20 protein-coding genes are annotated in these 26,611 nt (G+C 64.5%); 15 read left to right on the top strand and 5 right to left on the bottom strand.

Annotation, left to right across the window (positions count from 1 at the left end):
- Nucleotides 1-14: 14 nt before the first annotated feature.
- The 3 genes from PQ627_RS16600 to PQ627_RS16610 all read left to right on the top strand — a co-directional run bounded on the left by PQ627_RS16600 (nucleotide 15) and on the right by PQ627_RS16610 (nucleotide 2,730).
- Nucleotides 15-881 carry a trypsin-like serine peptidase gene (locus PQ627_RS16600; RefSeq protein WP_274262569.1) on the top strand — a complete coding sequence of 289 codons (867 nt, stop codon included), beginning with the start codon at nucleotides 15-17 and terminating at the stop codon, nucleotides 879-881.
- Nucleotides 882-1,031: 150 nt separating this feature from the next.
- Nucleotides 1,032-2,027 (top strand): Lrp/AsnC family transcriptional regulator, encoded by a 996-nt coding sequence (locus PQ627_RS16605; RefSeq protein ID WP_274262570.1) that lies wholly within the window; start codon nucleotides 1,032-1,034, stop codon nucleotides 2,025-2,027.
- A gap of 52 nt (nucleotides 2,028-2,079) precedes the next feature.
- Nucleotides 2,080-2,730, top strand: coding sequence for a 4'-phosphopantetheinyl transferase family protein (locus PQ627_RS16610; RefSeq protein ID WP_274262571.1), 651 nt, complete (start codon nucleotides 2,080-2,082; stop codon nucleotides 2,728-2,730).
- Here the strand turns inward: PQ627_RS16610 and PQ627_RS16615 are convergent.
- The 4 genes from PQ627_RS16615 to PQ627_RS16630 form a co-directional block, all read right to left on the bottom strand.
- Nucleotides 2,727-4,064, bottom strand: a complete 1,338-nt coding sequence (locus PQ627_RS16615; RefSeq protein WP_274262572.1) for a M1 family metallopeptidase — start codon at nucleotides 4,062-4,064, stop codon at nucleotides 2,727-2,729. The two genes, PQ627_RS16610 and PQ627_RS16615, sit on opposite strands and share 4 nt — an antisense overlap.
- An 11-nt stretch (nucleotides 4,065-4,075) precedes the next feature.
- Nucleotides 4,076-8,032, bottom strand: coding sequence for a Pls/PosA family non-ribosomal peptide synthetase (locus PQ627_RS16620; protein WP_274262573.1), 3,957 nt, complete (start codon nucleotides 8,030-8,032; stop codon nucleotides 4,076-4,078).
- Nucleotides 8,033-8,151: 119 nt separating this feature from the next.
- Nucleotides 8,152-9,117: a quinone oxidoreductase family protein gene (locus PQ627_RS16625; RefSeq protein ID WP_274262574.1), complete on the bottom strand. Its 966-nt coding sequence runs from the start codon at nucleotides 9,115-9,117 to the stop codon at nucleotides 8,152-8,154.
- Between the two features lie 85 nt (nucleotides 9,118-9,202).
- Nucleotides 9,203-10,291 carry a fatty acid desaturase family protein gene (locus tag PQ627_RS16630; protein WP_274262575.1) on the bottom strand — a complete coding sequence of 363 codons (1,089 nt, stop codon included), beginning with the start codon at nucleotides 10,289-10,291 and terminating at the stop codon, nucleotides 9,203-9,205.
- A gap of 168 nt (nucleotides 10,292-10,459) precedes the next feature.
- On the opposite strand from PQ627_RS16630, the gene argC reads away from it, so the two are divergent.
- The 9 genes from argC (at nucleotide 10,460) to PQ627_RS16675 (ending at nucleotide 19,920) form a co-directional block, all read left to right on the top strand.
- Nucleotides 10,460-11,491 carry an N-acetyl-gamma-glutamyl-phosphate reductase gene (gene argC, locus PQ627_RS16635; protein WP_274262576.1) on the top strand — a complete coding sequence of 344 codons (1,032 nt, stop codon included), beginning with the start codon at nucleotides 10,460-10,462 and terminating at the stop codon, nucleotides 11,489-11,491.
- A complete protein-coding gene (argJ, locus tag PQ627_RS16640; protein ID WP_274262577.1) occupies nucleotides 11,488-12,654 on the top strand; it encodes a bifunctional glutamate N-acetyltransferase/amino-acid acetyltransferase ArgJ in 1,167 nt (388 codons plus the stop codon). Before argC ends, argJ begins: the two co-directional genes overlap by 4 nt.
- A 9-nt stretch (nucleotides 12,655-12,663) precedes the next feature.
- The gene (argB, locus tag PQ627_RS16645) at nucleotides 12,664-13,605 is read left to right on the top strand and encodes an acetylglutamate kinase (RefSeq protein WP_144663083.1); all 942 of its coding nucleotides are present in this window, start codon (nucleotides 12,664-12,666) and stop codon (nucleotides 13,603-13,605) included.
- The gene (locus PQ627_RS16650; protein WP_274262578.1) at nucleotides 13,602-14,870 is read left to right on the top strand and encodes an acetylornithine transaminase; all 1,269 of its coding nucleotides are present in this window, start codon (nucleotides 13,602-13,604) and stop codon (nucleotides 14,868-14,870) included. Before argB ends, PQ627_RS16650 begins: the two co-directional genes overlap by 4 nt.
- Entirely contained in the window at nucleotides 14,867-15,868 is a 1,002-nt protein-coding gene (argF, locus tag PQ627_RS16655; RefSeq protein WP_274262579.1) for an ornithine carbamoyltransferase, read from the top strand. The genes PQ627_RS16650 and argF overlap by 4 nt, the downstream gene beginning before the upstream one ends.
- A complete protein-coding gene (locus PQ627_RS16660) occupies nucleotides 15,868-16,404 on the top strand; it encodes an arginine repressor (protein ID WP_144663086.1) in 537 nt (178 codons plus the stop codon). The genes argF and PQ627_RS16660 overlap by 1 nt, the downstream gene beginning before the upstream one ends.
- A gap of 71 nt (nucleotides 16,405-16,475) precedes the next feature.
- The gene (locus PQ627_RS16665; protein ID WP_144663087.1) at nucleotides 16,476-17,681 is read left to right on the top strand and encodes an argininosuccinate synthase; all 1,206 of its coding nucleotides are present in this window, start codon (nucleotides 16,476-16,478) and stop codon (nucleotides 17,679-17,681) included.
- Nucleotides 17,681-19,096: an argininosuccinate lyase gene (gene argH, locus PQ627_RS16670; protein ID WP_274262580.1), complete on the top strand. Its 1,416-nt coding sequence runs from the start codon at nucleotides 17,681-17,683 to the stop codon at nucleotides 19,094-19,096. The genes PQ627_RS16665 and argH overlap by 1 nt, the downstream gene beginning before the upstream one ends.
- Before the next feature lie 77 nt (nucleotides 19,097-19,173).
- A complete protein-coding gene (locus PQ627_RS16675) occupies nucleotides 19,174-19,920 on the top strand; it encodes a maleylpyruvate isomerase family mycothiol-dependent enzyme (protein ID WP_274262581.1) in 747 nt (248 codons plus the stop codon).
- Nucleotides 19,921-20,120: 200 nt separating this feature from the next.
- Here the strand turns inward: PQ627_RS16675 and PQ627_RS16680 are convergent, their stop codons facing one another.
- A complete protein-coding gene (locus tag PQ627_RS16680) occupies nucleotides 20,121-21,653 on the bottom strand; it encodes an AlkA N-terminal domain-containing protein (protein WP_274262582.1) in 1,533 nt (510 codons plus the stop codon).
- Between the two features lie 83 nt (nucleotides 21,654-21,736).
- Here PQ627_RS16680 and PQ627_RS16685 point away from each other — a divergent pair, with 83 nt between their 5' ends.
- The 3 genes from PQ627_RS16685 (at nucleotide 21,737) to tyrS (ending at nucleotide 26,118) form a co-directional block, all read left to right on the top strand.
- Nucleotides 21,737-22,405, top strand: a complete 669-nt coding sequence (locus PQ627_RS16685) for a DNA-3-methyladenine glycosylase (protein WP_274262583.1) — start codon at nucleotides 21,737-21,739, stop codon at nucleotides 22,403-22,405.
- A 136-nt stretch (nucleotides 22,406-22,541) separates the two neighbouring features.
- On the top strand, nucleotides 22,542-24,770 hold the full coding sequence (locus PQ627_RS16690; protein WP_274262584.1) for a HelD family protein: 2,229 nt from the start codon (nucleotides 22,542-22,544) through the stop codon (nucleotides 24,768-24,770).
- Nucleotides 24,771-24,807: 37 nt separating this feature from the next.
- Nucleotides 24,808-26,118 carry a tyrosine--tRNA ligase gene (tyrS, locus tag PQ627_RS16695; RefSeq protein ID WP_274262585.1) on the top strand — a complete coding sequence of 437 codons (1,311 nt, stop codon included), beginning with the start codon at nucleotides 24,808-24,810 and terminating at the stop codon, nucleotides 26,116-26,118.
- Nucleotides 26,119-26,611 lie beyond the last annotated feature (493 nt).

Below are 26,611 nucleotides of genomic sequence, written 5' to 3' on the forward strand. Positions count from 1 at the left end.
TTTGAAAGGTACCCATGAAAAAGCAGAAGCTTGCTGTGCTTGTCGGAGCTGCGGTTGTGGCCCTGACATCCTCGCTGACCGGAGCAGCCGTAGCGTCAGAGCCGACGCCTGCGGTCGCCAACTCCGGTTTCCAACCGGTATCGCACGCCGTGGACAAGACGCAGACCTCCGGCTCCGCAGCCTCCCCGTTGGCCGACAGGTACAGCCTTGCAATGCCCTCCAAGAACGGCGGCGCTTCCACCGACTCAGTCATCGGCGCTGATGGCAGGGTTCGGATCACCGACACCACGGCTGCACCAAACCGCTCCATCGTGCAGATCGAATTCAATGGCGGATACATCTGCTCCGGGGCACTTATCTCCCCTGACACGGTGTTGACCGCTGGCCATTGCGTGCATGAAGGCGGCACCGGCTCGACCGCGGACTACTCCTGGGGCGTTAAGGTAGCGCCCGGGCGGAACGGGTCAACGGACCCCTACGGCAGTTGCGGGGCCAGCAAGATCTACACGGACCAGCGCTGGATCGATTCGGCAAACACCAATGCGGACTGGGGCGTCATCAAGCTCGACTGCACGGTAGGCAACACCACCGGTTGGTTGAACTATGCAGGCACCACCGCCAGCCTGAACGGAACCAGCGCTACGGTCAGGGGCTATCCCGGCGATAAGGCTTTCGGCACCATGTGGTCCATGACCGGAACCATCGACAGCACCCAGACTGAGAAGGTCTTCTACAAAATGGATACGTACGGTGGCCAAAGCGGTGCACCAGTCTACAACAGCAGCAACACCATCGTGGCCATCCACACCAACGGCGGCAGCTCAAATTCGGGAACCCGCATCACACCGACCTTGGCGAACTACCTGACGTCAGTGAAGTAACCCGGCTGGGTTAATTTGGGCAGTCCACCAGCGTGTGTGCCGTCCGATGTTCAGGACGCGCGATAGTGCATTGCTGAGGTCACAAGGGGTTGGGGGCCAGACGTCAGCGAGTCATAATTGGTGTGCCCCACTACGGGGAAGCTGAGGCAGGTGGGGCAACCCTTGCGGGACTTCGAATTCGATGAGCGCGATCTGCGGTTGCTGCACGCCCTGCAGGTACGGCCGCGCGCCCCATGGGCGGCCTTGTCCTCAATTGTCGGGGCGGATGCCGTCACCCTGGCTCGACGATGGGCCGTTCTTCAGGACACTGGCTTGGCGTGGATGACATCCTATCGAGGCGCCGGGGCCAGCTCTGTCGGGGCTGTCGTTGAGATCAGCTGCATACCCTCCACGTTGGCAGGGATTGTCCGTGATCTGGCCCGTGAGCGGGAAGTGATCACCATCGACCAGACCGCCGGAAGCCGTGACCTGGTGCTGTCCGTGCTGTCCGCATCGGAGGCCGGGCTGACAACGTTTCTCTTGGAAAGGCTGGCCACCTTTGCAGGAATCACCAGCATCCGGACCCACAGGATCATCCGGATCGTCACTGATGCGCAGCATTGGCGGTTGAAGTCCCTGCATGACGACGAGGTCAGCGCGTTGGAACGGTCTGTACCCCAGCCGCAGCCAAGCAAGTCCGTGGTGACCGACTCCGTGGAGGACGAACTGACGCGAATTCTCCTCATCGAGGGAAGGGCTTCAGTCTCCGACCTGGCGCAGTGGCTACGTATTAGCCCGGCCCGGGCCAAGTCTGCGCTGTCAAACATCCTGGGAGCCCAGCGGGTAGTGGTGCGGTTGGACATTGCGCGGACTTTTTCGCCGTGGCCGGTCAGCGTCTGGTATTTCCTGCGGGTGCCACCGGCCAAGGTTGACGGGGTCGCTGCGGGCCTGGCAAGGCTGGATGTCGCACGGCTCGTCGCCACGACCGGAGGTCAATACTCCTTGGTGTTGTCGGTCTGGCTCCGGCGCGTTGAGGACATGGCCGCCCTGGAGCGGCAGCTGGGCGAACGATTGCCGTATGTGGAGATCGAGGACCGTTCCATTGTTCTCCGAACGCCCAAGCACATGGGCAAGCGCCTGTACCCGGACGGCAGGAGGATAGTCTGAAGACGGCCCAGTCAAGGCGCCTGGCCTGTAGGGGAGCTGCGAAAGGAGATCCGTGGAAATCCCGGTGCTGGAGCTGCACAGGCTCAGCGACGTGCACCTTCAGGCGAACCTGCCCGCGCAACTGGGGGACCCCGCGCACCAGCGGGCCCTCCGCTTCGCCAACCCGGTGGACCGTGCGGAGTTCGTCGCGGGTCGGCTGGCCCTTTCGAATTTTGCCGCCTCGCTCCTCGACGTCGACCCCAACCGGCTCAGGCCCGATTACCACTGTCCGCAGTGTGGCCCTGGCCAGGACCACGGCCGGCCGGGATTCATGCTCGACGGCGGTCCCGCACCTTTGGTGGTCAGCGCCTCCCGGGCGTCGGGCTGGGTGCTGCTGGCCGGCGTCGCGCATCCAACGGATGGCTTCCGGCTGGGAGTGGACCTTGAAGCGATAGGCAAGGCCGGATTCGACGGCTTCGATGACCTGGCGCTGACAGGCAGCGAGAAGCGTTTCCTGGCATCAATGCCGGCAAGACATCAAGCTCTGCACCGAACGCGCTTATGGGCGCGTAAGGAAGCTTGGCTGAAGATGACCGGCGACGGCCTGCGCCGGAACCCCGCCGAGGTGGACGTACTGGACCGGCCTGGCCTGCGGGATGTCACCGAAAGGGAACTGCCTGCCGGGCAACCGGAAGGACTGGTTGCTGCCCTGGCCCTCGGCTAACCCGCTGGAGGCAGCGTCGGCAGCGCGGCCTCGTAGAGCCACGGCCGCAGGATCGATGCCGTATCGAAGCCCGGCATGAAGGCGTCCGCTGCTGTAATGAAGGACTCCGTGGATACTGATCCGTGCCGGTTCCCAGCGGTCCAGTGCTGAAGGAAAGCGAAGAAAGCCTCGTCCCCGGCCACCACCCGGAGCGCATGAACGGCCAAGGCCCCGCGCTTGTAGACCCTGTCATCGAACATGAGCTCCGGACCGGGGTCACCGACCAGCAGGTCCTGCGGCCCGGCGTCGAGCTTTTTCCACGCGGCAGTTGCACGAGCGGCTACGGTCATGGTTCCGGACTCTTCGGACCACAGCCATTCGGCGTAGCAGGCGAATCCCTCGTGCAGCCAAATGTCTTTCCAGTTGCTGACTGTCAGCGAATTCCCGAACCACTGATGGGAAAGCTCATGGGCGATCAGCCGCTGCGATTCCCAGGCCTCCTTCATGTGGTTCCGCCCGAAGATGGAGACTGTCTGGGCTTCCAACGGTATTTCCAGTTCATCCTCGGTGACCACTGACGTGTAGTCGGTGAACGGGTACGGACCGAAGCAATCCTCGAAGGTCTTCATCATGTCCGGCTGGCGTCGCAGGCCTTCCAAGGCATCCCCGGCCATCTCGGCTGTGACCGCGACGAACTGGGGAACCCGGTGATGGGTACCTTCTGCCCGGAGCGGAACCTTGATGTACCGGCCGATTTGAACAGTGGCAAGGTATGTTGCCATCGGCTCGACTTGCTCGTAAACCCAGGTCTCCCGGCTGGACTTGCGGGAGTGGGAGACGAGCTTGCCGTTGCAGACCGGCCGGTAGTTGTCGTCGGTAGTCACGGAGATCAGGAAGGTGGACTTGTAGCGCGGGTGGTCATTGCAGGGGAACCAGGATGCGGCGCCGTTCGGCTGGCCTGCGACCAGCACGCCGTCGTTCAGTTCTTCCCACCCCACATCTCCCCATAGTCCGCGGCGCGGTTGCGGATTACCCTCATAGCGGATCTCCAGCGTGAACTGTCGTCCGGGCTTGATCGGGGACGCCGGGGTGAGTACCAAATGTTCGGCCCTGTGGCTGAATTTCTGCAGTTTCCTGCCGTCCAGCTGGATTTTGGATGCCCGCAAGCCCACGAGGTCCAGCACCACCTGGGTGGTCGCCTCAAGCGCCGTGCAGTGCAGGACAGCCCTGCCGATCAGCTTGTTGCTGCCCAGCCTGACGTCGAGGTCCAATTCGTATCTATCCACCCGGTAACTCGTGCTGCCGTGATCCAGGGTGTAGGGGTCGGGACTGGGGATGCTGATGGGTGCAGTCATTAGCTCCCAATCTACTTCAGGCGTGGCGCTTCTGTGGTCGGACCCACCCACGGGCTCACCGGGTTGCCCATCCAGTACGTTCCTGCGGGGACAGTCTCACCGCGCATGACCAACGACGCCGGTCCAACAGTTCCGCCGTCACCGATACTGGCCGCGGGAAGGATGACGCCGTGGGGACCCATCGTGGCACCGTTACCGAGTGTCACCGTGTCCAGGCTCATGACGCGATCATGGAACAGGTGCGTTTGGACTACGCAACCCCGGTTGACGGTGGAGTTCTCGCCGAGAGTCACGAGGTCGGCTTCAGGAAGCCAGTAACTCTCGCACCACGTTCCGCGGCCGATCCTGGCGCCAAGCCCGCGGAGCCACCACACCAGGGCCGGGGTGCCGGCGGCCGAGCGGGCAAACCAGGGGGCGCTCACCATTTCAATGAACGTGTCCACCACCTCATTGCGCCAGATGAAGGAACTCCATAGGGGGTGTTCGCCGGATCGGATGGTCCCCACCAGGGTCCATTTGGCGATCACCGAACTGAGCGCGGCCACAGCCCCGGCCGCCAGCATGACGACGCCGCCAAGCAGTGCCGCGACCCAGTAGCCCCAACCGCGTGCGATCCAGTCCAGGACCACCATGACGGCAACGGCTATGGCCACCGTAAGGATGACCGGGACCAAACGGCACAGCTCCCACAGGGCACGGGCCAGCTTCAGTTTGAAGGGTGGTTCGAAAGTGCGGCTCTGATCGGCGTCGACGGCGGTGCGGCGCAACCGGACCGGCGGACTGCCGAGCCACGAGGTTCCGGATTTTGCCTTGGCCGGCGTGGCAGAGAGCACCGCCACGAGGGAGTTTTTGGGAACGTTGCGTCCTGCGGCAGTCATGCCGGAGTTGCCAAGGAACGAGCGTTTGCCGATCTTGGCAGGAGCGATCTTCATCCAGCCGCCGCCAAGTTCGTAGGACGCCACCATGGTGTCGTCGGCAAGGAAGGCACCATCTCCAATGGTGGTCATTGCGGGTACCAGGAGAACAGTTGAGGCTTCCACGTTCTTGCCAACCTTGGCACCCAGCAAACGGAGCCAAAGGGGCGTGAACAGGCTGGCGTAAATCGGAAAGAGGAGGTCACGGGCCATATCCAGCAACCGCTCGGTTGCCCAGACCTGCCAACCGACCCTGCTGCGGACCCGGTAGTACCCTTCCCTGAGGCCCAAGCCCAGGAGCCGCGTCACTAAAAGGACCATGAGGAGGTTGCCCAGGAACCAGACCAGCGCTGCCAAAGGCACGGACAGGGCAATCCGGGGGAGGGCAGTTTCCAGGGAATCGTGCCCTCGAATGAAGGACAGGATCACCAGGGCCCCCGCGAAGGCTGAGAGGTAGGGGATCAGGGACAGCAGGGCCGAGGCGGCCGCAAAGGCGAAAAGCCACAGTCGATCAACTGCGGAACGGCGAACTGCTGCCTCAGGCCAGTCGTGCTTTGCCTTTCCCCGCCTTTGAGCTGGTGAGCCTGCCACCAGATGACCGGCTTTCACCTTGCCAACAACTGCGGAGCCGGGCTCGACATGGGCGCCGGCGCCAATGGTTGCGCCGGGCATGAGAGTGCTTCGCGATCCCACCACCGCGCCTGCTCCGACGTGGACTTGGCCGATGTGGACCGAATCACCGTCCACCCACCAACCGGAAAGGTCGACTTCGGGTTCAATGTTGGCCCCGTTCCCCAAGGACAGGAGCCCTGTGACCGGCGGCAACGAGTGCAGGTGCACGTCCCTTCCAATCCTGGCTCCCAAAGCCCGGGCGTAGTAGGGGACGAACGGGGCGCTGGCCAGGCCGATGGCACCGGAAAGGTCCTGGATTTGTTCGGCGAGCCACAGCCGCAGGTGTGTTTTGCCGGAACGGGGGTAGGTACCCGGTTGGATTCTTCCGAGCAGGATCCTGGCTGCCAGCACCGAGATTGCCATTCGGCCCAAGGGGCTGACGAAGACCAGCCAGGAAAGCCCGACCCACCACCAGGACACCACGGGAGCGGCGTCAAATCCGGCAAAGGTGGCCAGCATATTGTTGGCAGCCATGAGGTAGGTGAGCCACCGCATTCCCACCAGGATGTGCAACGGCACTCCCATAAGTATCTGGAAGATCTGCGACTTCAGGGCCGTGGGACGGACGGTGCGCTCCGCAGCGTGACCCGGCGTGCCGCCGTCGGGCAATGACTGCCGGGCGGCGTCGATCAGGGCGCCGACACGCGGTGTCGCGTAGATGTCTGCCACGGTGATCGTCGGGTAGCGGAGACGAAGAGCCGACACGAGCTGGGCAGCGGCGAGGGAGCCGCCACCATGGGCGAAGAAGTCGGCGTCGAGTGACCCGGCGGGGCTGCCCAGGACAGCCTCCCACTGGTCAATGATCCAGCGGGCGTCCTCGGGAAGGTTCAGCGGAGCATTGCCGGTCTCGGCGGGTCCTGCTCCCGCCAGCGGCCAGGGGAGTGCGTGGCGGTCAACTTTGCCGCTTGTCTTGGTGGGCAACGAATCCACCACGGTCAACAGGGGAATCAGGGCCGCAGGCAGGTTGTCGGAGAGCAGCGTTCGAGCAGCGTCCAGGTTGAGCTCCACACCCTCTGCGGGGGCCAAGTAGCCCACGAGGATCTGGTTGCCGGCAGCCGTGGTCTGAACGGCAGCGGCAGCGCCCGCCACGCCCGGCAAGGACTGCAATGCTGCATCAACTTCGCCCAGTTCAATTCGGCGTCCACCGAGCTTGACCTGCTCGTCGGCCCGGCCCATGAAGATCAGGCCCTCGGGTTCGAACCGGACCAGGTCCCCGGAGCGGTAGGCGCGGTCCCAGGCCAGCGTCGGCATGGGAGCGTACTTCTCGGCGTCCTTGGCCGGATCCAGGTAGCGGGCGAGGCCGACGCCGCCGATGATCAGTTCGCCGACTTCGCCTTCTTCCACCGGGACGCCGTCGGAATCGACGACGGCGAGGTCCCAGCCATCAAGCGGCAGACCGATCCGGACGGGGCCGGGTCCGCCCAGGGGAGCGGCGCAAGCCACAACGGTGGCTTCTGTTGGTCCGTAGGTGTTCCACACTTCGCGACCATCGACGGCGAGCCGCTCGGCCAGCTCGGGTGGGCAGGCTTCCCCGCCGAAGATGAGCAGGCGGACGTTTTCCAACGCCTCGGCCGGCCACAGGGCCGCAAGGGTGGGCACAGTGGACACCACGGTAATCCCGTGGTTGATGAGCCACGGTCCCAGGTCCATGCCGGTGCGGACCAGCGCGCGGGGAGCCGGTACAAGGCACGCGCCGTGGCGCCAGGCGAGCCACATTTCTTCGCAGGAGGCGTCAAAAGCCACCGACAGGCCCGCGAGCACCCGGTCCTGGGGGCCAATCGGTTCGGCCTGCAGGAAAATCCGTGCTTCTGCGTCGACGAAGGCGGCAGAGGAACGATGCTTCACGGCCACGCCCTTCGGTGTGCCGGTGGAGCCCGAGGTGAAAATGATCCACGAATCGTCGTCCAGTCCGGGCTTGCCGGGCACGGCAACAGGTTCCCGCGCAGCTTGGGCAAGCTGGACGTCCAGTCCTGCACCAATGACCGCGGCCACTTTCGCCTCGCCAAAGACCAGACGGGCCCGTTCGTCGGGATCGTCGGCATCCACCGGAACGTAGGCGGCTCCGGCCATGAGGATGCCCAGGATGGCGATGTAGAGCTCGTTGGTTCCTGACGGGATGCGGACGCCGATTTTCGCGCCGCGTCCCAGTCCGGCCGCGTTCAGGGTGCGCGCGAAGGACTTCACCGAGGCAAGCAACTCGGTGTAGCTCAGTGACTTGTGCCCGTCGTCCAAGGCTGAGGATTCCGGGAAGGACGCCGCAGTGGCTTCCAGGATGTCCACGAGGGTACGTTCGGCAGGTGCTGCGGTGCCGCCGGGCAACTGGGGGCGATAGGTACTCAGGGCAGGCCGCTGCCCGGCCCCCACGGGATGATCTGTGCTCACAGGGTCAGCTTTTCCCAGAAAGGTGAACAAAAGGTGTCGGTGGTTTCCTTCCCGTCATGGTCCCTTGTTCTGCTGTTGGCCTGGGAGTCACCACGAGTTTGGGGAGCCGGGCGCTGATCTTAGGGCACCAGCAGGACTTTGCCGGTGGTCCGCCGGCCCTCCAGGTCACGGTGGGCTTGGGCAGCCTCAGCCAACGGGTACGTGGCGCCGACCCTGACCGCAAGCGTGCCGTTGGCGGCGGCGTCGAAAATTTCTGCGGAGCGCCACCGGCGTTCCTGGGCGTTCTGAACGAAGTGCGCCATGGTCGGGCGGGTCAGGGTCAGCGATCCGGCGGCGTTCAGCCGCTGCGGGTCAAAGGGTGGTACGGGTCCTGAGGCTGCGCCGAAAAGCACCATGGCGCCACGGATCCGCAGGCTCTTCAGGGACTCGTCAAAGGTGTCCTTGCCAACGCCGTCGTAGACCACGTTGACGCCCTCGCCGTCGGTGAGTTCGCGGACCTTGTCGGCGAATCCCTCATAGCGGAGGACCTCATCGGCGCCTGCCAGGGTGGACAGATCGGCCTTCTCATCACTGGAGACGGTGGTGATGACGCGGGCTCCGCGTGCCTTCAGCAGCTGCGTCAACAGCAGGCCCACGCCGCCGGCCCCGGCGTGCAGCAGGACCGTGTGGCCGGGCTCCACCCGGAAAGACGAGTTCATCAAGTAGTGGGCTGTGATGCCCTGCAGTGGCAGGGCGGCTGCCGTGTGGTCGTCGACGCCGGCGGGTACCGGAAGCGCTTTGGCCGCCTCCACGAGGGCGTACTCCGCGTACGTCCTGGTCCCTTCGGCCGTGGCAACGCGGTCTCCCACGCCGAATTCTTCAACACCTTCACCGACGGCCTCCACGACCCCTGCTGCTTCGGCGCCGGGAGTGAAGGGGTAGGCCACTTTGTAGGTGCCGTTGCGCTGGTAGGTTTCGATGAAGTTGACCCCGGTCGCGGCAACTTTGATCAGCAACTGTCCGGGGCCCGGTGCCGGTACTTCGACGGAAGCGTACTCAAGGACCTCGGGTCCTCCCGCGTGCTGTGCAACGATGGCGTGCGTCATGGTGGCTCCTAACTCCGGGGCGGTCCTTCCGGTGCCCGGTTCCAGAATCCATCCTAGGGAGGTTGGGACCTTCCTTGTCGAACGCCTAGAAGCGTCCGTGCGTCGAAGCTACGGGGCAGTCGAAGCCGCGGCCGGCTGCCAGGCCCACGTCATTAAGGTACCGGACCACGATGCCGTAAGACTGCACCAGGGTTGTTTCGGTGTACGGGATGGAATGCTTGGCGCAGAATTCGCGCACAATCGCTGATGCTTTGTGGAGCTGGGGCCGCGCCATATCCGGGAACAAGTGGTGCTCCACCTGGCGGTTGAGGCCACCAAGAAGGAAGTCCATGAAGCGTCCGCCGGAAATGTTGCGTGAAGTCAGGATCTGACGGTTGAGGAAATCCACGCGGCTGTCTTTCGGAAGGACGGGCATGCCCTTGTGGTTGGGCGCGAACGAGGCCCCCATGTAGAAGCCATAGACCATGATTTGGACGCCAAGGAAGGCAAAGGCCATTCCTATGGGCAGGAAAGTGAAGGCCAGGACAGGGAGGGCGCTTAGCCGCGCCACGAGGATGGGAGTCTCAACCCAGCGGTGGCGGACGTTCTGCTTCCCGAAGACAAAGCGCAAGGAATCGAACTGGAGGCTCAGCCCAAGCAGTGTCAGGAGCGGGAAGAAGAACCAGCCCTGCTTCCTGGTCAGGAACGCCAGGCGCCCCTTTCGTTCCGCCGCGGCATCTTCGTGGAAGACCAGTGCGTTGTTCCGTATGTCCGGGTCCTTGGAGATGACATTGGGATGGTTGTGGTGTGCGCCGTGCTTCTGTTCCCACCAGGAGTAGCTGATGCCGGCCACTCCAGTGGCAAGGAGGCGGGCCGACCAATCGTTTGCCCGGCGCGAGGCGAAGATCTGCTTGTGCCCGGCCTCATGGGCCAAAAAGCTCAACTGCGTGCACAGGATGCCGACGGCGGCCGCGATGAGCAGTTGGTACCAGGACTCGCCAATCAAGGCGAAGCCAAGCCATGTTCCGGCCATGAGAAGCATGAGGGCCACGAAGACCCAGATGTAGAAGCCGCTGCGACGTTCAAGAAGCCCTGCTGCTTTGACGGACTTGAGGAGCTCCGAGTAGCTCTGGACAACGGGATTTGGCTGAATTGCGCGTGCTTTGGGGCGCTCAGCGGTGGACGTGGGTGCCATAGGTGTGCCCCGTATCGCTAACGGGCAACGCTGCAGCCGACGTTCGGACTGCACGGTTTGGATCACCCTCCAATAAGCATACGCGCAATGTCCTGACAAATGTGACAGCCCACACTAGGCATGCATAAATATCGGGCAGCATGAATAATCTTGCTGTACAGTGGTGTTATGACTATTTCTGTTGCCGTCTCCGGTGCCAGCGGCTACGCCGGGGGAGAAGTGCTGCGCCTGCTGGCGAACCATCCCAACGTCACCATCGGCGCGATCACCGCGCACAGCAACGCCGGTTCCAGACTAGGGGAGTTGCAGCCGCATCTCCATGGTTTGGCCAGCCGGATCCTGGAAGAGACCACGGTGGAAAACCTGTCCGGTCACGATGTCGTGTTCCTGGCCCTGCCACACGGAAGCTCGGCCGGGATCGCAGCGCAGTTGCCGGAGGGAACTGTAGTCATCGACGCCGGAGCGGACCACCGCTTGCAGGATGCTTCGGCCTGGGAGAAGTTCTACGGCTCCGAGCACGCCGGCACCTGGCCTTACGGGCTGCCGGAACTGCCCGGCCAGCGTGAGGCGCTCAAAGGCGCCAAGCGGATCGCCGTACCCGGCTGCTACCCGACGTCGGCCCTGCTCGCCTTGACGCCCGGGTTCGCCAACAACCTCCTCTTGACGGACGACGTCGTCATTGTTTCCGCCTCCGGAACCTCGGGTGCGGGCAAGGCGGCCAAGGTCAACCTGATCGGGTCGGAGGTCATGGGTTCCATGAGCCCCTATGGCGTGGGTGGCGGTCATCGCCACACGCCGGAGATCGAACAAGGGCTCAGCAACGTCGCCGGCGAACCTGTAACGGTGTCCTTCACCCCGACTCTCGCCCCCATGAGCCGGGGCATCCTTACGACGGCGACTGCCAAGGTTGGGCACGGCGTCACCGAAGCCGAGCTTCGCCAGGCGTGGGCGGATGCTTACGACGACGAGCCTTTCGTCCACTTGCTGCCCGAAGGCCAGTGGCCCACCACCAAGTCGGTGCAGGGGTCCAACCACGCGGTCATGCAGCTTGCGTTCGATGCCCACGCGGGCCGCGTGATTGTCACTTGCGCCATCGACAACCTGACCAAAGGGACCGGCGGCGGAGCCGTGCAGTCCATGAACATTGCCCTCGGCCTGGATGAAACAGCCGGCCTGAACCTGCAGGGAGTTGCACCGTGACCATTACCGCCCCCAAGGGATTCCGTGCCGCTGGCATCAAGGCCGGCATCAAGGCCTCCGGCAAACCCGATCTGGCACTCGTCATCAACGATGGCCCCTCCAAGGCCGCCGCCGCAGTCTTCACCTCCAACCGGGTGGCAGCAGCGCCCGTGCACTGGTCCCGCCAAGTGGTCAGCGACGGCCGTGTGGACGCCGTTGTGCTGAACTCCGGTGGAGCCAATGCCTGCACAGGCCCGCAGGGCTTCCAGAACACCCATGCCACGGCCGAGAAAGTGGCAGAAGTGCTGGGAGTCTCAGCTTCCGACGTCGTCGTGTGCTCAACCGGGCTGATCGGCGAGCAGCTGCCCATGGACAAGATCCTTCCGGGCGTCGAGGCAGCCGCCAAGGAGCTCAGCGAGGACGGCGGCAGTGCCGCAGCCACTGCGATCATGACCACCGACAGCGTCTCGAAGGAAGCCGTCTTCACCGGCAAGGACGCTGAGGGCAAACCGTACACAGTAGGCGGGATCGCCAAGGGCGCGGGCATGCTCGCCCCGGGGCTGGCCACCATGCTGGTGGTGCTGACGACGGACGCCGAAGTACCGGCCAATGAGCTCGATGTTGTGCTTCGCGACGCCTCACGCGTCACGTTCGACCGGGCCGATTCGGACGGCTGCATGTCCACGAACGACACGGTGGTGCTGTTGGCCTCCGGCGCCTCCGAAGCACTGCCGTCGGCAGAGCAGTTGACCGAAGCGGTGACCGCCGTGTGCGCCGAACTGGCCCGCAAGCTCATTGGCGACGCCGAAGGTGCCAGCCACGACATCGCCATCCGGACCTTCAACGCTGCCAGCGAACGGGACGCGGAAATCGTGGGCCGCTCGGTGGCCCGCTCCAACCTCTTCAAGGCCGCAATTTTTGGCAAGGACCCCAACTGGGGCCGGGTGTTGTCCGCCGTCGGAACCACGGATGCCATCTTCGAAGCAGACCAGCTCAACGTTGCCATGAACGGTATCCAGATCTGCCGCAACGGGGCCATCGGCGATGACCGCAACCTGGTGGATCTGGAACCACGCGAAGTGCTCGTCGAGATCGACTTGCAGGCCGGAGACGCCGAAGCGACCATCTGGACCAACGACCTCACGCACGACTACGTGCATGAGAACAGCGCGTACTCGAGCTAAGGGATGACGATGACTGCGCATACCCGCGAGAACACGTCCATGAGTGCGGCCCAGGACAAAGCGGCAACACTGATCGAGGCCTTGCCATGGATCCAGCGCTTCGCCGGAACCACCATGGTGATCAAGTACGGTGGCAACGCGATGGTGAACGATGACCTTCGCCGCGCCTTTGCCGAAGACATTGTGTTCCTCCACCACGTCGGCATCCACCCGGTGGTTGTCCACGGTGGCGGGCCCCAGATCAACTCCATGCTTGGCCGGCTCGGCATCGAGTCCGAGTTCAAGGGCGGCCTGCGGGTCACCACCCCTGAAGCCATGGACGTGGTGCGCATGGTCCTCACGGGCCAGGTCGGACGTGAACTCGTCGGCCTGATCAACTCCCATGGTCCCTACGCCGTCGGCATGTCCGGCGAAGACGGCGGGCTCTTGCGTGCCGTGCGCACAGGCACCGTGGTGGACGGCGAAGAAGTGGACCTTGGGCTGGTGGGCGAAGTCGTGGGAGTGGATCCCGCAGGGATCAAGGACATCCTCGACGCTGGCCGCATCCCGGTGATCTCCACCGTCGCCCCGGAAATCACTGAGGACGGCAACGGCTTCCAGACCACCGGCCAGGTCCTCAACGTCAACGCCGATACCGCCGCGGCTGCGGTCGCGTCAGCCTTGGGGGCCTCCAAGCTGGTCATCCTGACCGACGTCGAAGGCCTCTACGCCAATTGGCCGGACAAATCCTCGCTGATTTCCTCGCTGACCGCTTCAGAGCTCCGCGACATGCTCCCCAAACTCGAATCCGGCATGATCCCCAAGATGGCCGCCTGCCTGAAAGCCATCGATGAGGGCGTCGAGCGCGCCCACATTGTCGACGGCCGCCTGGCGCACTCGATGCTGTTGGAGACCTTTACGACGGCGGGCATCGGCACCCAAGTAGTACCCGACGAGGACGTGAACGCATGAGCACCAACGAAGCAGCAGTGGTCGAAACTCCGGCCGATGCCATCACAGGCCACAGCAGTGGTGCCGATTGGCTGGCCCGCTACTCGGGTTCCCTGATGGGTGTGTTCGGTACTCCCCAGCGTGTGCTGGTCCGTGGCGCCGGTTGCCTGGTGTGGGACGCTGACGGCAAGGAATACCTGGACCTCCTCGGCGGCATCGCAGTGAACGCACTGGGCCATGCCCACCCGTTCGTTACCTCGGTCATTTCCAGCCAACTGGCCACACTGGGGCACGTATCCAATTTCTTCACGAGCCCAACGCAGATCGCGCTCGCTGAAAAGCTGCTGGAACTGACCAAGGCTCCGACAGGCTCCAAGGTCTTCTTCGCCAACTCCGGCACGGAGGCCAACGAAGCCGCCTTCAAACTGGCCCGCCGGAACAACGGCGATGGCAAGCGCACCAAGATCATCGCCCTTGAAGGCGCGTTCCACGGACGGACCATGGGTGCCCTGGCGCTCACGGCAAAAGAGGCCTACCGTGCGCCTTTCGAGCCTCTGCCCGGTGGCGTGGTCCACGTTCCGTTCGGTGACATCGAGGCCCTGCGTGCCGCCGTCGACGATTCCACCGCGGCCGTGTTCCTGGAACCGATCCAGGGTGAAGCCGGCGTCCGGCCCCTCAGCGCCGAATACTTGAAGGCTGCACGCGAGGCCACCACAGCCGCCGGCGCACTGCTGATCCTCGACGAGGTCCAGACTGGCATCGGCCGGACCGGCAAGTGGCTGGCAAGCGAAGACGCCGGAATCGTTCCCGACGCCGTCACCCTCGCCAAGGGTCTCGGCGGCGGCTTCCCGATCGGCGCCCTGCTCACATACGGAAGTACGACGTCGGCCCTGCTCACCGCCGGGCAACACGGCACCACTTTCGGTGGAAATCCAGTGGCCACGGCCGCCGCGCTGGCCACCCTTCATGCCATCGAAACCCAGGGCGTGCTGCAGAATGTCACCTCGGTTGGCCAGTACCTTCGCCAGGGGATTGCCGCCGTCGAGGGTGTTGCCCAAGTCCGTGGCGAAGGTTTGCTGATCGGCTTCGACGTCGACGCGGAGATCGCCCCCGCCATGGTGACCGCCGGCCTTGAGGCAGGCTTCATCATCAACAGTCCCGGTCCCCGGACCGTCCGCCTGGCGCCGCCGCTCATCCTGACCACCGAACAGGCTGACCGTTTCCTGGCAGCCCTGCCTGACCTGATCGCTACGGCCACCGCCACCACCGCTAAGGACGCACAGTGAGCATTTCCACCCGTCACTTCCTCAAGGACACTGATCTCAGCCCGGCCGAACAGGCCGAAGTGCTTGAGTTGGCCGCCCGGATGAAAGCAGCACCGTACAGCGTGCAGCCTTTCGCCGGTGAGGGCAACGGCCGCAAGACGGTCGCCGTGATCTTTGACAAAACCTCTACCCGCACACGTGTTTCGTTCGCGACCGGCATTGCCGACATGGGTGGCAACGCCCTGATCATCAACCCCGGTGAAGCCCAGATCGGCCACAAGGAGTCCGTGGAGGACACCGCAAAGGTCCTGGAGCGCATGGTGTCCACCATCGTGTGGCGCACCGGCGCCCACTCGGGCCTGGTGGCAATGGCGGAGAACTCCAAGGTGCCCGTCATCAACGCACTGTGCGATGACTACCACCCTTGCCAGCTCTTGGCCGACCTCCTGACCGTCAAGGAGCACAAGGGTGAACTCGCCGGACTGACCATGGCCTACCTGGGCGATGCCGCCAACAACATGGCGAACTCGTACCTGTTGGCCGGCGTCACGGCGGGAATGCACGTCCGGATTTCCGGTCCGGAGGGCTACCTTCCGGCCGCTGACATCGTGGTCGCAGCGGAAGAACGGGCTGCCGAAACCGGTGGGTCCGTGCTGATCACGAGCGACGCTGCCGAGGCTCTCAAGGGTGCCGACGTCGTGGCCACCGACACGTGGGTGTCCATGGGCCAGGAAGCGGAGAAAGAAGCCCGCCTTCAGTTGTTCCGCGAATACTCCGTGGATGAGGCAGCCATGGCACAGGCAGCGCCGGACGCCGTCGTGCTCCACTGCCTCCCGGCCTACCGCGGCTACGAGATTTCGGCGGGCGTCATCGACGGTCCGCAGTCCATCGTCTGGGACGAGGCCGAGAACCGCCTCCACGCCCAGAAGGCGCTCATGGCCTGGCTGATGCACCGTTCCGGACTTGCGTTCGTCGAGGGCCTCGCCCCCGTCGAAGGAACCGGCGAGAGCACGTTCTAGTGTCCACCAACCCCTCCGTTCCGGGCGCCAGCCCGGCCACCAAGACCGCCCGACAGGCACGCATCACAGCGATCCTGACAGGTGAGTCCGTGCGTTCCCAGGCAGAGCTTGCAGCACTGCTGGCAGACGACGGCGTCCAGGTCACCCAAGCCACGCTCTCCCGCGACCTTGTGGAACTTGGCGCGGTGCGTGTCCGTGGCAAGGATGGAGCATTGGTATACGCGGTTCCGGGGGAGGGCGGGGACCGGAACGCCAAGAGCGGCGTTACCCAGGAAATTCTCGATGCCCGGCTCACGCGGCTGTGCGGGGAACTGCTGGTTACGGCGGAGGCTTCGGGCAACATCGCTGTGCTCCGTACGCCTCCGGGAGCCGCCAACTTCCTGGCACTTGCGATCGACCACTCCGTGATGCCGTCGGTATTGGGTACGATCGCAGGCGACGACACTGTGATGTTGGTGTCCAGGGACGCTGACGGTGGGGCGGAACTGGCGGCCCGCTTCCTGCAGATGGCCGAGGAAGCCGGGCCCGGCAACTGACTGATTTCCACGGCACTGATCCACACAGCATTAGATTCGAATGAACCAAGCAACAACAAAGGAGCACTCTCGTGACTGAGCGCATTGTTCTGGCCTACTCCGGTGGCCTTGATACGTCCGTAGCCATCGGCTGGATCGGTGAAGCCACCGGCGCCGAGGTCATCGCTGTGGCCGTCGACGTCGGACAGGGCGGCGAGTCCCTGGAGACCATCCGCCAGCGCGCCCTCGGTTGCGGCGCCGTCGAGGCTTACGTCGCTGATGCCCGTGACGAGTTTGCCAACGAATACGCGATGCCCACCTTGAAGGCCAACGCCCTCTACCAGGGCCACTACCCGCTGGTCTCGGCCATCTCCCGCCCGGTCATCGTCAAGCACCTGGTCAAGGCTGCCCGCGAATTCGGCGCCACGACGGTTGCCCACGGCTGCACGGGCAAGGGCAACGACCAGGTCCGCTTCGAAGTCGGCATCCAGACCCTCGGCCCGGACCTGAAGTGCATCGCACCTGTCCGCGACCTCGCCCTGACCCGCGACAAGGCCATCGCCTTCGCCGAGGAAAAGGGACTGCCCATCGAGACCACCAAGAAGAACCCGTACTCGATCGACCAGAACGTCTGGGGACGCGCCGTCGAAACCGGCTACCTTGAGGACATCTGGAACGCTCCCACCAAGGACATCTACGACTACACCGCCACCCCGGAATTCCCGCCGGCGCCGGATGAGGTCACCATTTCCTTCCAGGCCGGTATCCCGGTAGCGATCGACGGCGTGAAGGTCACCCCGCTGCAGGCCATCCAGGAACTGAACCGCCGTGCCGGCGCCCAGGGTGTTGGCCGGATCGACGTCGTCGAGGACCGCCTGGTGGGCATCAAGTCCCGCGAGATCTACGAAGCTCCCGGTGCCATGGCGCTGATCACGGCGCACAAGCACCTCGAAGACGTCACGATCGAGCGTGAGCAGGCCCGTTTCAAGGCAACTGTTGGCCAGCGCTGGGCCGAGCTTGTCTACGACGGACAGTGGTTCTCGCCGCTCAAGCGCTCCCTGGATGCCTTCATTGAGGACACCCAGAAGTACGTTTCCGGTGACATCCGCATGGTCCTCCACGGTGGCCAGGCCATTGTTAACGGCCGCCGTTCCGACACCTCGCTGTACGACTTCGACCTCGCCACCTACGACACCGGCGATACCTTCGACCAGTCCATGGCACGTGGTTTCATCGAGCTGTGGGGCATGTCCTCCAAGGTTGCCTCGGGCCGTGACCTGCGGGTTGCAGGCGAGTAATGACGTCGGCAACTAACGAAGGCGCGCTGTGGGGAGGCCGCTTCGCCGGCGGCCCCGCGGACGCGCTGGCCGCACTGAGCAAGTCCACCCACTTTGACTGGCGGCTGGCCCGCTACGACATTGCCGGTTCCAAGGCGCACGCCCGCGTGCTGCACAAGGCCGGACTGCTCGATGACGCCGAACTTGAGGGCATGCTGGCAGCGCTCACGCAGCTGGATGAGGATGTCGCCAGCGGCGCCTACCTTCCCGCTGAGAGCGACGAGGACGTCCATGGTTCCCTGGAACGTGGGCTGATCGAGCGTGCCGGTATCCAGCTGGGCGGCAAACTCCGCGCCGGACGTTCCCGCAACGACCAAGTGGCGACGCTGGGCCGCATGTTCCTTCGCGACCACGCCCGGATCATTGCCCAGGGTGTCCTCGCCACCATTGACGCGCTGGTTGAGCAAGCCAAGGCCCACCAGGGCGTGGCCATGCCCGGGCGCACGCACTTGCAGCACGCCCAGCCGGTGCTGCTGAGCCACCACTTGCTGGCCCACGCCTGGGCGCTGTTGCGCGATGTACAGCGGCTCCAGGACTGGGACAAGCGTGCCGGTGTTTCACCGTACGGCTCCGGTGCGCTGGCGGGTTCTTCCCTCGGACTCGACCCGGAGGCTGTAGCTGCCGACCTCGGTTTCTACTCAGCCGTGCACAACTCGATCGACGGCACCGCTTCCCGCGATGTCTTCGCCGAGTTCGCCTGGGTGTGTTCGATGATCGGCGTCGACCTCTCCCGGATCTCCGAGGAAGTCATTTTCTGGGCCACCAAGGAGTTCTCCTTCGTCACCCTGCATGACTCGTACTCCACGGGGTCCTCGATCATGCCGCAGAAGAAGAACCCGGATGTTGCCGAGTTGGCCCGCGGCAAGGCAGGCCGCCTCATCGGCAACCTGACCGGACTGCTGGCTACGCTCAAGGGCCTGCCGCTGGCCTACAACCGCGACCTGCAGGAAGACAAGGAACCGGTCTTTGACGCTGCGGACACGTTGGAGCTGCTGCTCCCGGCCGTCTCGGGAATGATCGCCACTCTCACATTCAACACCGAGCGTATGGAGTCCTTGGCACCCCAGGGCTTCGCGTTGGCGACAGACATCGCCGAATGGCTCGTCCGCCAGGGCGTCCCCTTCCGCGAGGCCCACGAGCTCTCCGGTGCCGCCGTCAAGCAGGCCGAAAGCCGCGGTGTGGAGCTGTGGGACCTGACCGACGAAGAGTATGCAGCGATTTCGGAGCACCTGACCCCGGAAGTCCGCACTGTGCTCAGCACCGAAGGTTCGCTCAACAGCCGCAACTCGCAGGGCGGAACGGCACCGGCCGCCGTCGAACGCCAGCTTGCAGCACTTGAAACGGAACTTGAGGCTGCGCGCTCCTACGCGTCCTAGCGTTCGTCCACGCAGAGCGGGATGAGGCCTCCGGGCGTCATCCCGCTCTGCGTTTAAGCGTGCATTAGCATGGGCCTATGACCCTGATCACAGCTGAAACGCTGCCCGCAGAGCTTCACAAAGCCGCCGGCAACGTCACCCGCCTCCTGGCAAAGATGGACGAATCGTCCGTCGCGGAACCCTCTGAACTTCCCGGCTGGACCCGCGGGCATGTACTGGCCCACCTCACCGGTATTGCCAACGCGATGGCGCGGCAACTGGAGTATGCCCGGCGGGGCGAGAAGATCGAACTGTATGACGGCGGTATGGAAGGCCGGACCAAAGCCATCAATCTTGCGGCCGGTCACAGCCTGGACGAGCACACGGCGTCCGTCACCACGGCGGTTGATTCGGCGCTTGCAGCGTTCGACGCTGTGGGTCCGGACGGCTGGCAGGCGCGCATCAGCTACCGTGACGGAACGGTGCTCGACGGCGGCCTGGCACTGTGGCGCGAACTGACCATCCATGCGTCGGACCTTGGGATGGGTTTCGGCCCGGAGACCTGGAACCGGTCCTTCTGCGAGCACCTGTTCGACTTCCTAACGGCAAGGGTCCCGGGGGAGTACAAGTTCGTGCTCCAACCAACCGGCCTGCCTCCGAGGACGCTTGGCAGCGGAGGAACGTCCATCGCGATCACAGGCATGATCACGGATATCGCTGCGTGGCTGGCGGGCAGGGAACCGAGCTTGGGCTCGCTCCGCGCCACTGCAGCGGCCGACGGCGTGGACCTCCCCGAACTCCTGCCTTGGCCCGCCGGAGTCCCCGCAGAGCCCCCCACCCGGTAATCCCGCACCCTCTCTCCCGCTGTTTGGTGCGGACGCTCGCTCACATTCCCCGGGTTTGATGTGCACCCTCGCTCACATCCCCCCGGTTTGATCCGCACCCTCGCTCACGTTCCCCAGAGGCGCTGTAGCGTTTCGACGCCGGGAGCCGCCTCGGGATGTGAGCGAGGGTTGGGTGGAAGGCTGGGGGATGTGGGCGAGGGTTAGCGCTTGGCGGCTGCCCGCCACAGGTGCATCGTGGCGTACGAACGCCAAGGACTCACTTCCCGGAAATCGGCGCTGAGGCCGGGGCCGGCGGGCAGTTCCTTCAAACCATTTCGCACCGCGGCGTCGTTGGCCAGGAAAACATCCGGGGCGCCCAAAACACGCATGGCCACGTAGCCCACCGTCCACGGCCCAACCCCGGGAAGGGGAAGGAGTTTCCGCCCGAGACTTCCGAGGTCGTCCCCGTAGCCGAATTCCAGAGCGCCCGAGGCCATCGCTTCGGCCGCGGAAATGATGGAGTCGATACGGCGTTGGGGTCCCCGCAGCAGGGCGCGGCCGTGCTCGGCGATTTCTGCCGCGGTCGGGAACAGCACATCGGGACCGGTCACGGCTGCGTCGATACGGGATCCGGCAGCTGACAACTGGGTAAGGGCCGTCCGGGCCGCGGCGACTGTGATCTGTTGCCCGATCATTGCCCGGATCAGCAGCTCTGGCGGATCGACTGCCCCGGGAACCCTTATCCCCGAGATGGCCCTGACGCTCCCCGCAAGTCGGGGATCCATGGCAAGGGCATCATCGATGGCCTCCGGATCCGCATCAAGGTCGAAGAGCCGCCGTACCCGGCTCAACAGCGCGGGAAGGTCGTGCAGGTCCACGGCCGAGGCGGTCAGCCGCAATGGTTTGCCCGGCAGTAAGGGGCTGTAGGTGACGGTGAACCAGGCTGTACCGCACGGGAGCTGGAGAGTGCGGCTGTACGTCCGTGTGCCGGGGGAAGTCCCACCGGGCTCAGCCTCTGCCGCTTCAATGCCAGGTATCGCACGCGCGGCGAGGAAGTCGAAGATCCCCGGATCGAACGGTTCCCGGTATGGCAGGTTGAGCGTCAGTGAACCAGAGGCGTGGCCCGACGCAGATGCCCGTCCGGGACCCGACTTTGCCGCCGTCGCGGGAACCGCCGGCGTGCGAGCCGCCGTCGTGCGAGCCGCCGTCGCGCGGACCGCCGTCGGGGTCATGGCGAACACCTCGCCGATGGTGTCGTTGAACTGCCGGATGCTGTTGAACCCCGACGCGAAGGCCACGTCCGCGAGTGGCATGTCCGTGGAGACCAACAGCGTCCTGGCCGTTTGCGCCCTGCTGGCCCGTGCCAGGGAAAGCGGGCCCGCGCCCAATTCGTGGCCGAGGATGCGGTTGAGCTGCCGTGCCGAGTATCCCAAGCGACGCGCCAACCCGTCGACTCCTTCACGGGTGATGACGCCGTCGTTGATCAGCCGCATCGCCCGCCCGGCGACGTCCGAGCGCAGGTTCCAGGCAGGCGTACCCGGCACGGCTTCGGGAAGGCAACGCTTGCACGCACGGTACCCGGCCTCGTGGGCTGCGGCCGAGGTTTCGTAGAAGGTGACGTTCTCCGCTTTCGGCGTGCGCGCCGGGCACGACGGGCGGCAGTAGATGCCGGTGGAACGGACCGCCGTGAAGAATTGGCCATCGAAGCGGGTGTCGCGGGCATCGATCGCCTTGTAGCGCTGCCAGAAGTCCATGGCTTCATCCTCCCAGCCGCCGGAGGAGACTTCTAGCGGAAATCGGACATGGCCGTTGTTGACGTTTTGCTAGGGTCGAGGGCATGGGTTGGTCAACGGAGAAAGGGGTCAGCGACCCCAAGGCAGTGCGCAAGTTCCTGGAGGGGGACCCGCGCGTTGTTGCGCCGCTCATCCTGGGGGCAGTCCTGACGCACCACTCGGACGCTGGCCCGGTATCGGTGCGGCTGACCGAAGTGGAAGCCTATATGGGCCCGCGGGACTCCGAACACCCGGACCCCGGCTCACACACATTCGGCGGGCAGACGGCGAGGAACGCACCGATGTTCGGGCCGGCGGGGTTCTTGTACGTCTACTTCACCTACGGCATGCACTACTGCGCGAACCTGGTTTGCGGCCCGGCCGGTAAAGCCTCGGCCCTGCTTCTGAGGGCAGGGGAGATTGTCGACGGCGAAGGCCTCGCCACGTTACGGCGGCCGGCATCCAAAACGCCCAAGGATTTGGCCAGCGGCCCGGCACGGCTAGCTTCCGCCTTGGGGCTCACGACGGCGGACACCGGCCGTGACGCGCTCGCCGCGCCGTTCAGCTTGTGGTTGCCGGAGTCTCCGGCGCCTGCCGTCGTCAGTGGCCCTCGCGTTGGAGTGGCTGGGCCCGGAGGAAGCACCGAATATCCGTGGCGTTTCTGGATAGAGGATGACCCCACGGTGTCCAGGTACAAGGCTGCCCGGCCCCGGAACCGCAAAACCACCGTGTAGTAACTCCGCGCCCACACCTGCCCGCGGGGCGTGAACTTTCGGCTGTTCCGCTCGCCAGATGACCCTGTATCCCGCACGTTTACCAAAATCGCTGTAGAATGGTAGGTCTGTCTTTTGCGATAGGGGTTACGGTTCGATGCACGACGCTGATTTGGTCCACGAGCAGGAATACGTTGCCGGGCTCTACGCCCGGCTCGATGAGCTGCGCGCCGAAAAGCGCGCCCAGCTGGCGCAGGTGCGCAAGGCCGGCGCGGTAGGAACCATGCAGAACGTCTCAGAGCGGGATGCGTTCGCGGCTCTGTACGAGGACCGGCTGGCCCAGCTCGACGCCGTCGACGACCGCTTGGTCTTTGGCCGCTTGGACCTTGATTCGGGTGAGGCGCAATACATCGGCCGCATCGGGCTGTCCACGGCCGATCTCCAGCGCCTCATGGTGGACTGGCGCGCTCCCGAAGCGGGCCATTTCTATCAGGCGACCGCCTTTGACCGCCAAGGCGTGCGTCGTCGTCGCCATCTGATCCTTCAAGGTCGTGACGTCAAGGCCATCGAGGACGACGTCCTGGATGCAGGGATGCTGGCGGACAACGACTCCCTGCAGGGTGAGGGTGCCCTGCTCGCGGCGTTGAACTCCAAGCGCACCGGCCGCATGTCGGACATCGTTGGCACCATCCAGTCCGAGCAGGACCGGATCATTCGTTCGTCCATCTCGGGGGCCCTCGTGGTCCAGGGTGGGCCGGGTACAGGAAAGACCGCTGTTGCCCTGCACCGTGCTGCCTACCTGCTGTATACCCACCGCGAACGGCTCAAGAGTGCGGGTGTCCTGTTGGTGGGGCCGTCGTCGTCCTTCATGCACTACATCGAACGTGTGCTGCCGTCCCTGGGTGAGACCGGTGTGGTCATGGCCAGCCTGGGCCGCCTCATGCCCGGTATCCATGCCGTGCCGGAGGAAAACGCTGACGTCGCCGCGCTCAAGGGCAAGCTGGACATGGCCAAGGTGGTGGCCAACGCTGTGGCCAACCGGCAACGGACGCCGGCCGAAGACCGCATCCTGGAAGTCGACTCGAGGAAGCTGACGCTCACCGTCCGCCAGGTCCGCCGGGCCCGGGAAAAAGCGCGAGCCACGGGCAAGCCCCACAATGAGGCACGGCTCACCTTCGTGAAGATCCTCCTTCGTGAGCTCACGGAACAGCTGACGGACATGGTCGAGGAAGCGAACATTGGCAACAATGCCGACCGCGCCTACCTCGCCGAAGACGTCCGTTCTGCCCGGGATGTCCGCATCGCACTGAACCTGTGCTGGATGCCGATGACGCCCGAGAAGCTCATCTCGGAGCTCTTCAGCAAGCCCGCCATCCTTGAAGCCTGCACGCCGCACCTGACCCCTGAACAGCGATCGTTGCTCCAGCGGCCGGTTGACGCGCCATGGACCGAGGCGGATGTTCCCCTGCTGGATGAGGCTGCAGAATTGCTCGGCGAACTGGATCCGGCAGCGGGCAGGGGACTGGCCCAGCAGGAAGCAGACCGGGCACGCGATCTCGCCAACGCCAAGCAGACCCTGGCCAACATGGCTTCCATGGGCGTCGATGTCCTGGTCACGGCCGAGGAACTCGCGGAACAAAACCAGGAGCGCGAAAGCCGCCTCACGGCCGCCGAGCGCGCTACGAGCGACCGGTCGTGGGCGTTTGGTCACATCGTGGTTGACGAGGCCCAGGAACTTTCGCCCATGCAGTGGCGGCTGTTGGTGCGCCGCTGCCCGCTGAAGTCCTTCACCATCGTCGGTGACATCGCCCAAACGAGTGCAGCAGCAGGTGCCAATTCGTGGCAGAGCGCACTGGCGCCGTCGTTCGGTGACCGCTGGACGCTCGAGGAGCTGACGGTCAACTACCGCACGCCCAGCCAGATTGCCGAAGCCGCTGTCCGCATGGCCAACCGGGCAGGGCTCGTGGTCTCGGCACCCAAAGCCGTGCGTGAAGGCAAATGGTCACCGATCGTGGATCGCGTGGACGCTGACGGCATCGTCCAGCGGCTGGTTGAGGTCCTGCCGGAGGAACTCGAAGCGATCGACGGCGGCCTGCTGGCCGTCATTGCCGACGGTCCCTTGCTGCCGCAGGCAACTGCAGCGCTCAAGGAGATCTACGGACACCGTATTGGTGCCGGCGCGGGCAGCTATGAGCAGGACATCGTGGTGATCAGTCCCAAGGAAGCGAAAGGACTGGAATTCGACGGCGTCGTGGTCCTGGAACCCTCGGCCATGCTCAACCATGAGCACGGCAAGGTAGGGGACCTGTACGTTGCCATGACGCGTGCCACGCAGCGGCTGCGCCTGATTGCGGCGGCACCCGTGCCCGCCGGCATTGAGCGCTAGGCAAACCGGTACCCGCAATCCTGCTAACTTAGATCTCGTGTCACACGTAAACAACATCGAGTCCCAGCACAACGATCCAGCTTTCGCCAACATCTGGCAGGAGCTCAAATGGCGCGGCCTGGTCCACGTTTCCACTGACGAAACTGAACTGGAAAAGCTGCTCGCCGGGGACCCGATCACGTATTACTGTGGCTTCGATCCCACTGCACCATCCCTGCACCTGGGCAACCTTGTGCAGTTGCTTTTGATGCGTCGACTGCAGTTGGCCGGCCACAAGCCGCTCGGTTTGGTGGGCGGCTCCACCGGCCTGATCGGCGACCCGCGTCCGACGGCGGAACGCACCTTGAACACCAAGGAAACAGTGACGGAATGGGTGGGCTACCTGCAGGGCCAGGTGCGTCGTTTCCTCAGCTTCGAGGGCGACAACGCGGCCCGCATGGTCAACAACCTTGACTGGACTGCCCCGCTGAGCGCCATCGACTTCCTCAGGGAGATCGGCAAGCATTTCCGCGTGGGCACCATGCTGCGCAAGGATGCCGTGGCATCTCGGCTGAACTCGGACGAAGGTATCAGCTACACCGAGTTCAGTTACCAGATCCTGCAGGGCATGGACTACCTCCAGTTGTTCCGCGACTACGGTTGTGCGCTGCAGACCGGCGGTTCGGACCAGTGGGGCAACCTCACCAGCGGAACCGAGCTCATCCGCAAGGTCGAGGGCAAGAGTGTCCATGCCTTGGGAACGCCGCTGATCACCAACTCCGACGGCACCAAGTTCGGCAAGTCCGAGGGCAACGCCATCTGGTTGGACCCGGCAATGTGCAGCCCGTACACGTTCTACCAGTTCTGGTTGAACACGGCCGATGCCGACGTCGTGGACCGCCTCAAGGTGTTCACTTTCCTTTCCCGTGCGGAGATCGAAGCCTTGGGGGAGTCTGTGGCCGAGCGCCCGTTTGCCCGTGAAGGCCAGAAGAAGCTTGCGTTCGAAGTGACCTCGCTGGTCCATGGTGTCGACGCGACCGAGAAGGTGATTGCTGCCTCGGCAGCTGTCTTCGGTAACGGGGACCTGACCGTGCTCGATGAGCCGACACTCGCCGCTGCCACCGCTGAGCTTCCGTCTGCAAAGATCGGCAGCGACTCCTTGGGGATCATCGACCTCCTCGTCGCCTCTGGTCTTTCCGACAGCAAGTCCGCAGCGCGCCGCACGGTCGGTGAAGGTGGCGCGTACGTCAACAACGCCAAGGTTTCCGATCCCGACGCCGTTATCGGCGAGGACCAACTGCTGCACGGCCGCTTCCTGCTCCTTCGCAGGGGCAAGAAGAACCTGGCCACCATCGAGGTTTCCGCCTAGGACCTCCGATGTGAAGCTCTGAAAGGGCTGGCAACCGTTATGGTTGCCGGCCCTTTTTGTGTTGAAGGCCCCTCTCTCACATCCCCCGTGTTTGGCGTGGATCCTCGCTCACATCCCCCGGGTTTGGTGTGGACGCTCGCTAATGTGGGTGGTGTTCGACGGCGGGTGGTTGGGTTGCTTGGTCGCTTGGTGTGATGGGGTTCACGGGCCGTGTTTTGGCTGGGTTTCGGGTGGTTTTGGGGTGGTGTGGGCGGGTTTGGCTTGTGTTTGCGGGGTTTTGGGTGGGTGTGGGGGTGGATTTGTGTTGGGTGTTGGGGGCGTGTAATGTCTTCTGAGTCGCCGCGAGTGAGACAGCTTGGAGCTGGGAACTGCGGAGGCCGAACCCCTTGATAACAGCCTGAAAAACGGTGCGCTTTCGAGCGTGCGTTTGCAGGGTGGGGGCTCGGAGGTCGGGTTTGGAATCGCGGTAACGCTGATTTGCCAAGGTCTGGTT

It is taken from the genome of Paenarthrobacter sp. AB444, from assembly GCF_028736865.1.
Taxonomy (GTDB): domain Bacteria; phylum Actinomycetota; class Actinomycetes; order Actinomycetales; family Micrococcaceae; genus Arthrobacter; species Arthrobacter nicotinovorans_B.

Excerpts from the sequence above, each read along its gene's own strand:
- PQ627_RS16615 (WP_274262572.1), bottom strand. The coding sequence starts at position 4,064 with ATGACTGCACCCATCAGCATCCCCAGTCCCGACCCCTACACCCTGGAT.
- PQ627_RS16630 (WP_274262575.1), bottom strand. The coding sequence starts at position 10,291 with ATGGCACCCACGTCCACCGCTGAGCGCCCCAAAGCACGCGCAATTCAG.
- PQ627_RS16600 (WP_274262569.1), top strand. The coding sequence starts at position 15 with ATGAAAAAGCAGAAGCTTGCTGTGCTTGTCGGAGCTGCGGTTGTGGCC.
- argC (WP_274262576.1), top strand. The coding sequence starts at position 10,460 with ATGACTATTTCTGTTGCCGTCTCCGGTGCCAGCGGCTACGCCGGGGGA.
- PQ627_RS16685 (WP_274262583.1), top strand. The coding sequence starts at position 21,737 with ATGGGTTGGTCAACGGAGAAAGGGGTCAGCGACCCCAAGGCAGTGCGC.
- argH (WP_274262580.1), top strand. The coding sequence starts at position 17,681 with ATGACGTCGGCAACTAACGAAGGCGCGCTGTGGGGAGGCCGCTTCGCC.
- PQ627_RS16650 (WP_274262578.1), top strand. The coding sequence starts at position 13,602 with ATGAGCACCAACGAAGCAGCAGTGGTCGAAACTCCGGCCGATGCCATC.
- PQ627_RS16625 (WP_274262574.1), bottom strand. The coding sequence starts at position 9,117 with ATGACGCACGCCATCGTTGCACAGCACGCGGGAGGACCCGAGGTCCTT.
- PQ627_RS16690 (WP_274262584.1), top strand. The coding sequence starts at position 22,542 with ATGCACGACGCTGATTTGGTCCACGAGCAGGAATACGTTGCCGGGCTC.
- PQ627_RS16675 (WP_274262581.1), top strand. The coding sequence starts at position 19,174 with ATGACCCTGATCACAGCTGAAACGCTGCCCGCAGAGCTTCACAAAGCC.
- PQ627_RS16680 (WP_274262582.1), bottom strand. The coding sequence starts at position 21,653 with ATGGACTTCTGGCAGCGCTACAAGGCGATCGATGCCCGCGACACCCGC.
- argB (WP_144663083.1), top strand. The coding sequence starts at position 12,664 with ATGACTGCGCATACCCGCGAGAACACGTCCATGAGTGCGGCCCAGGAC.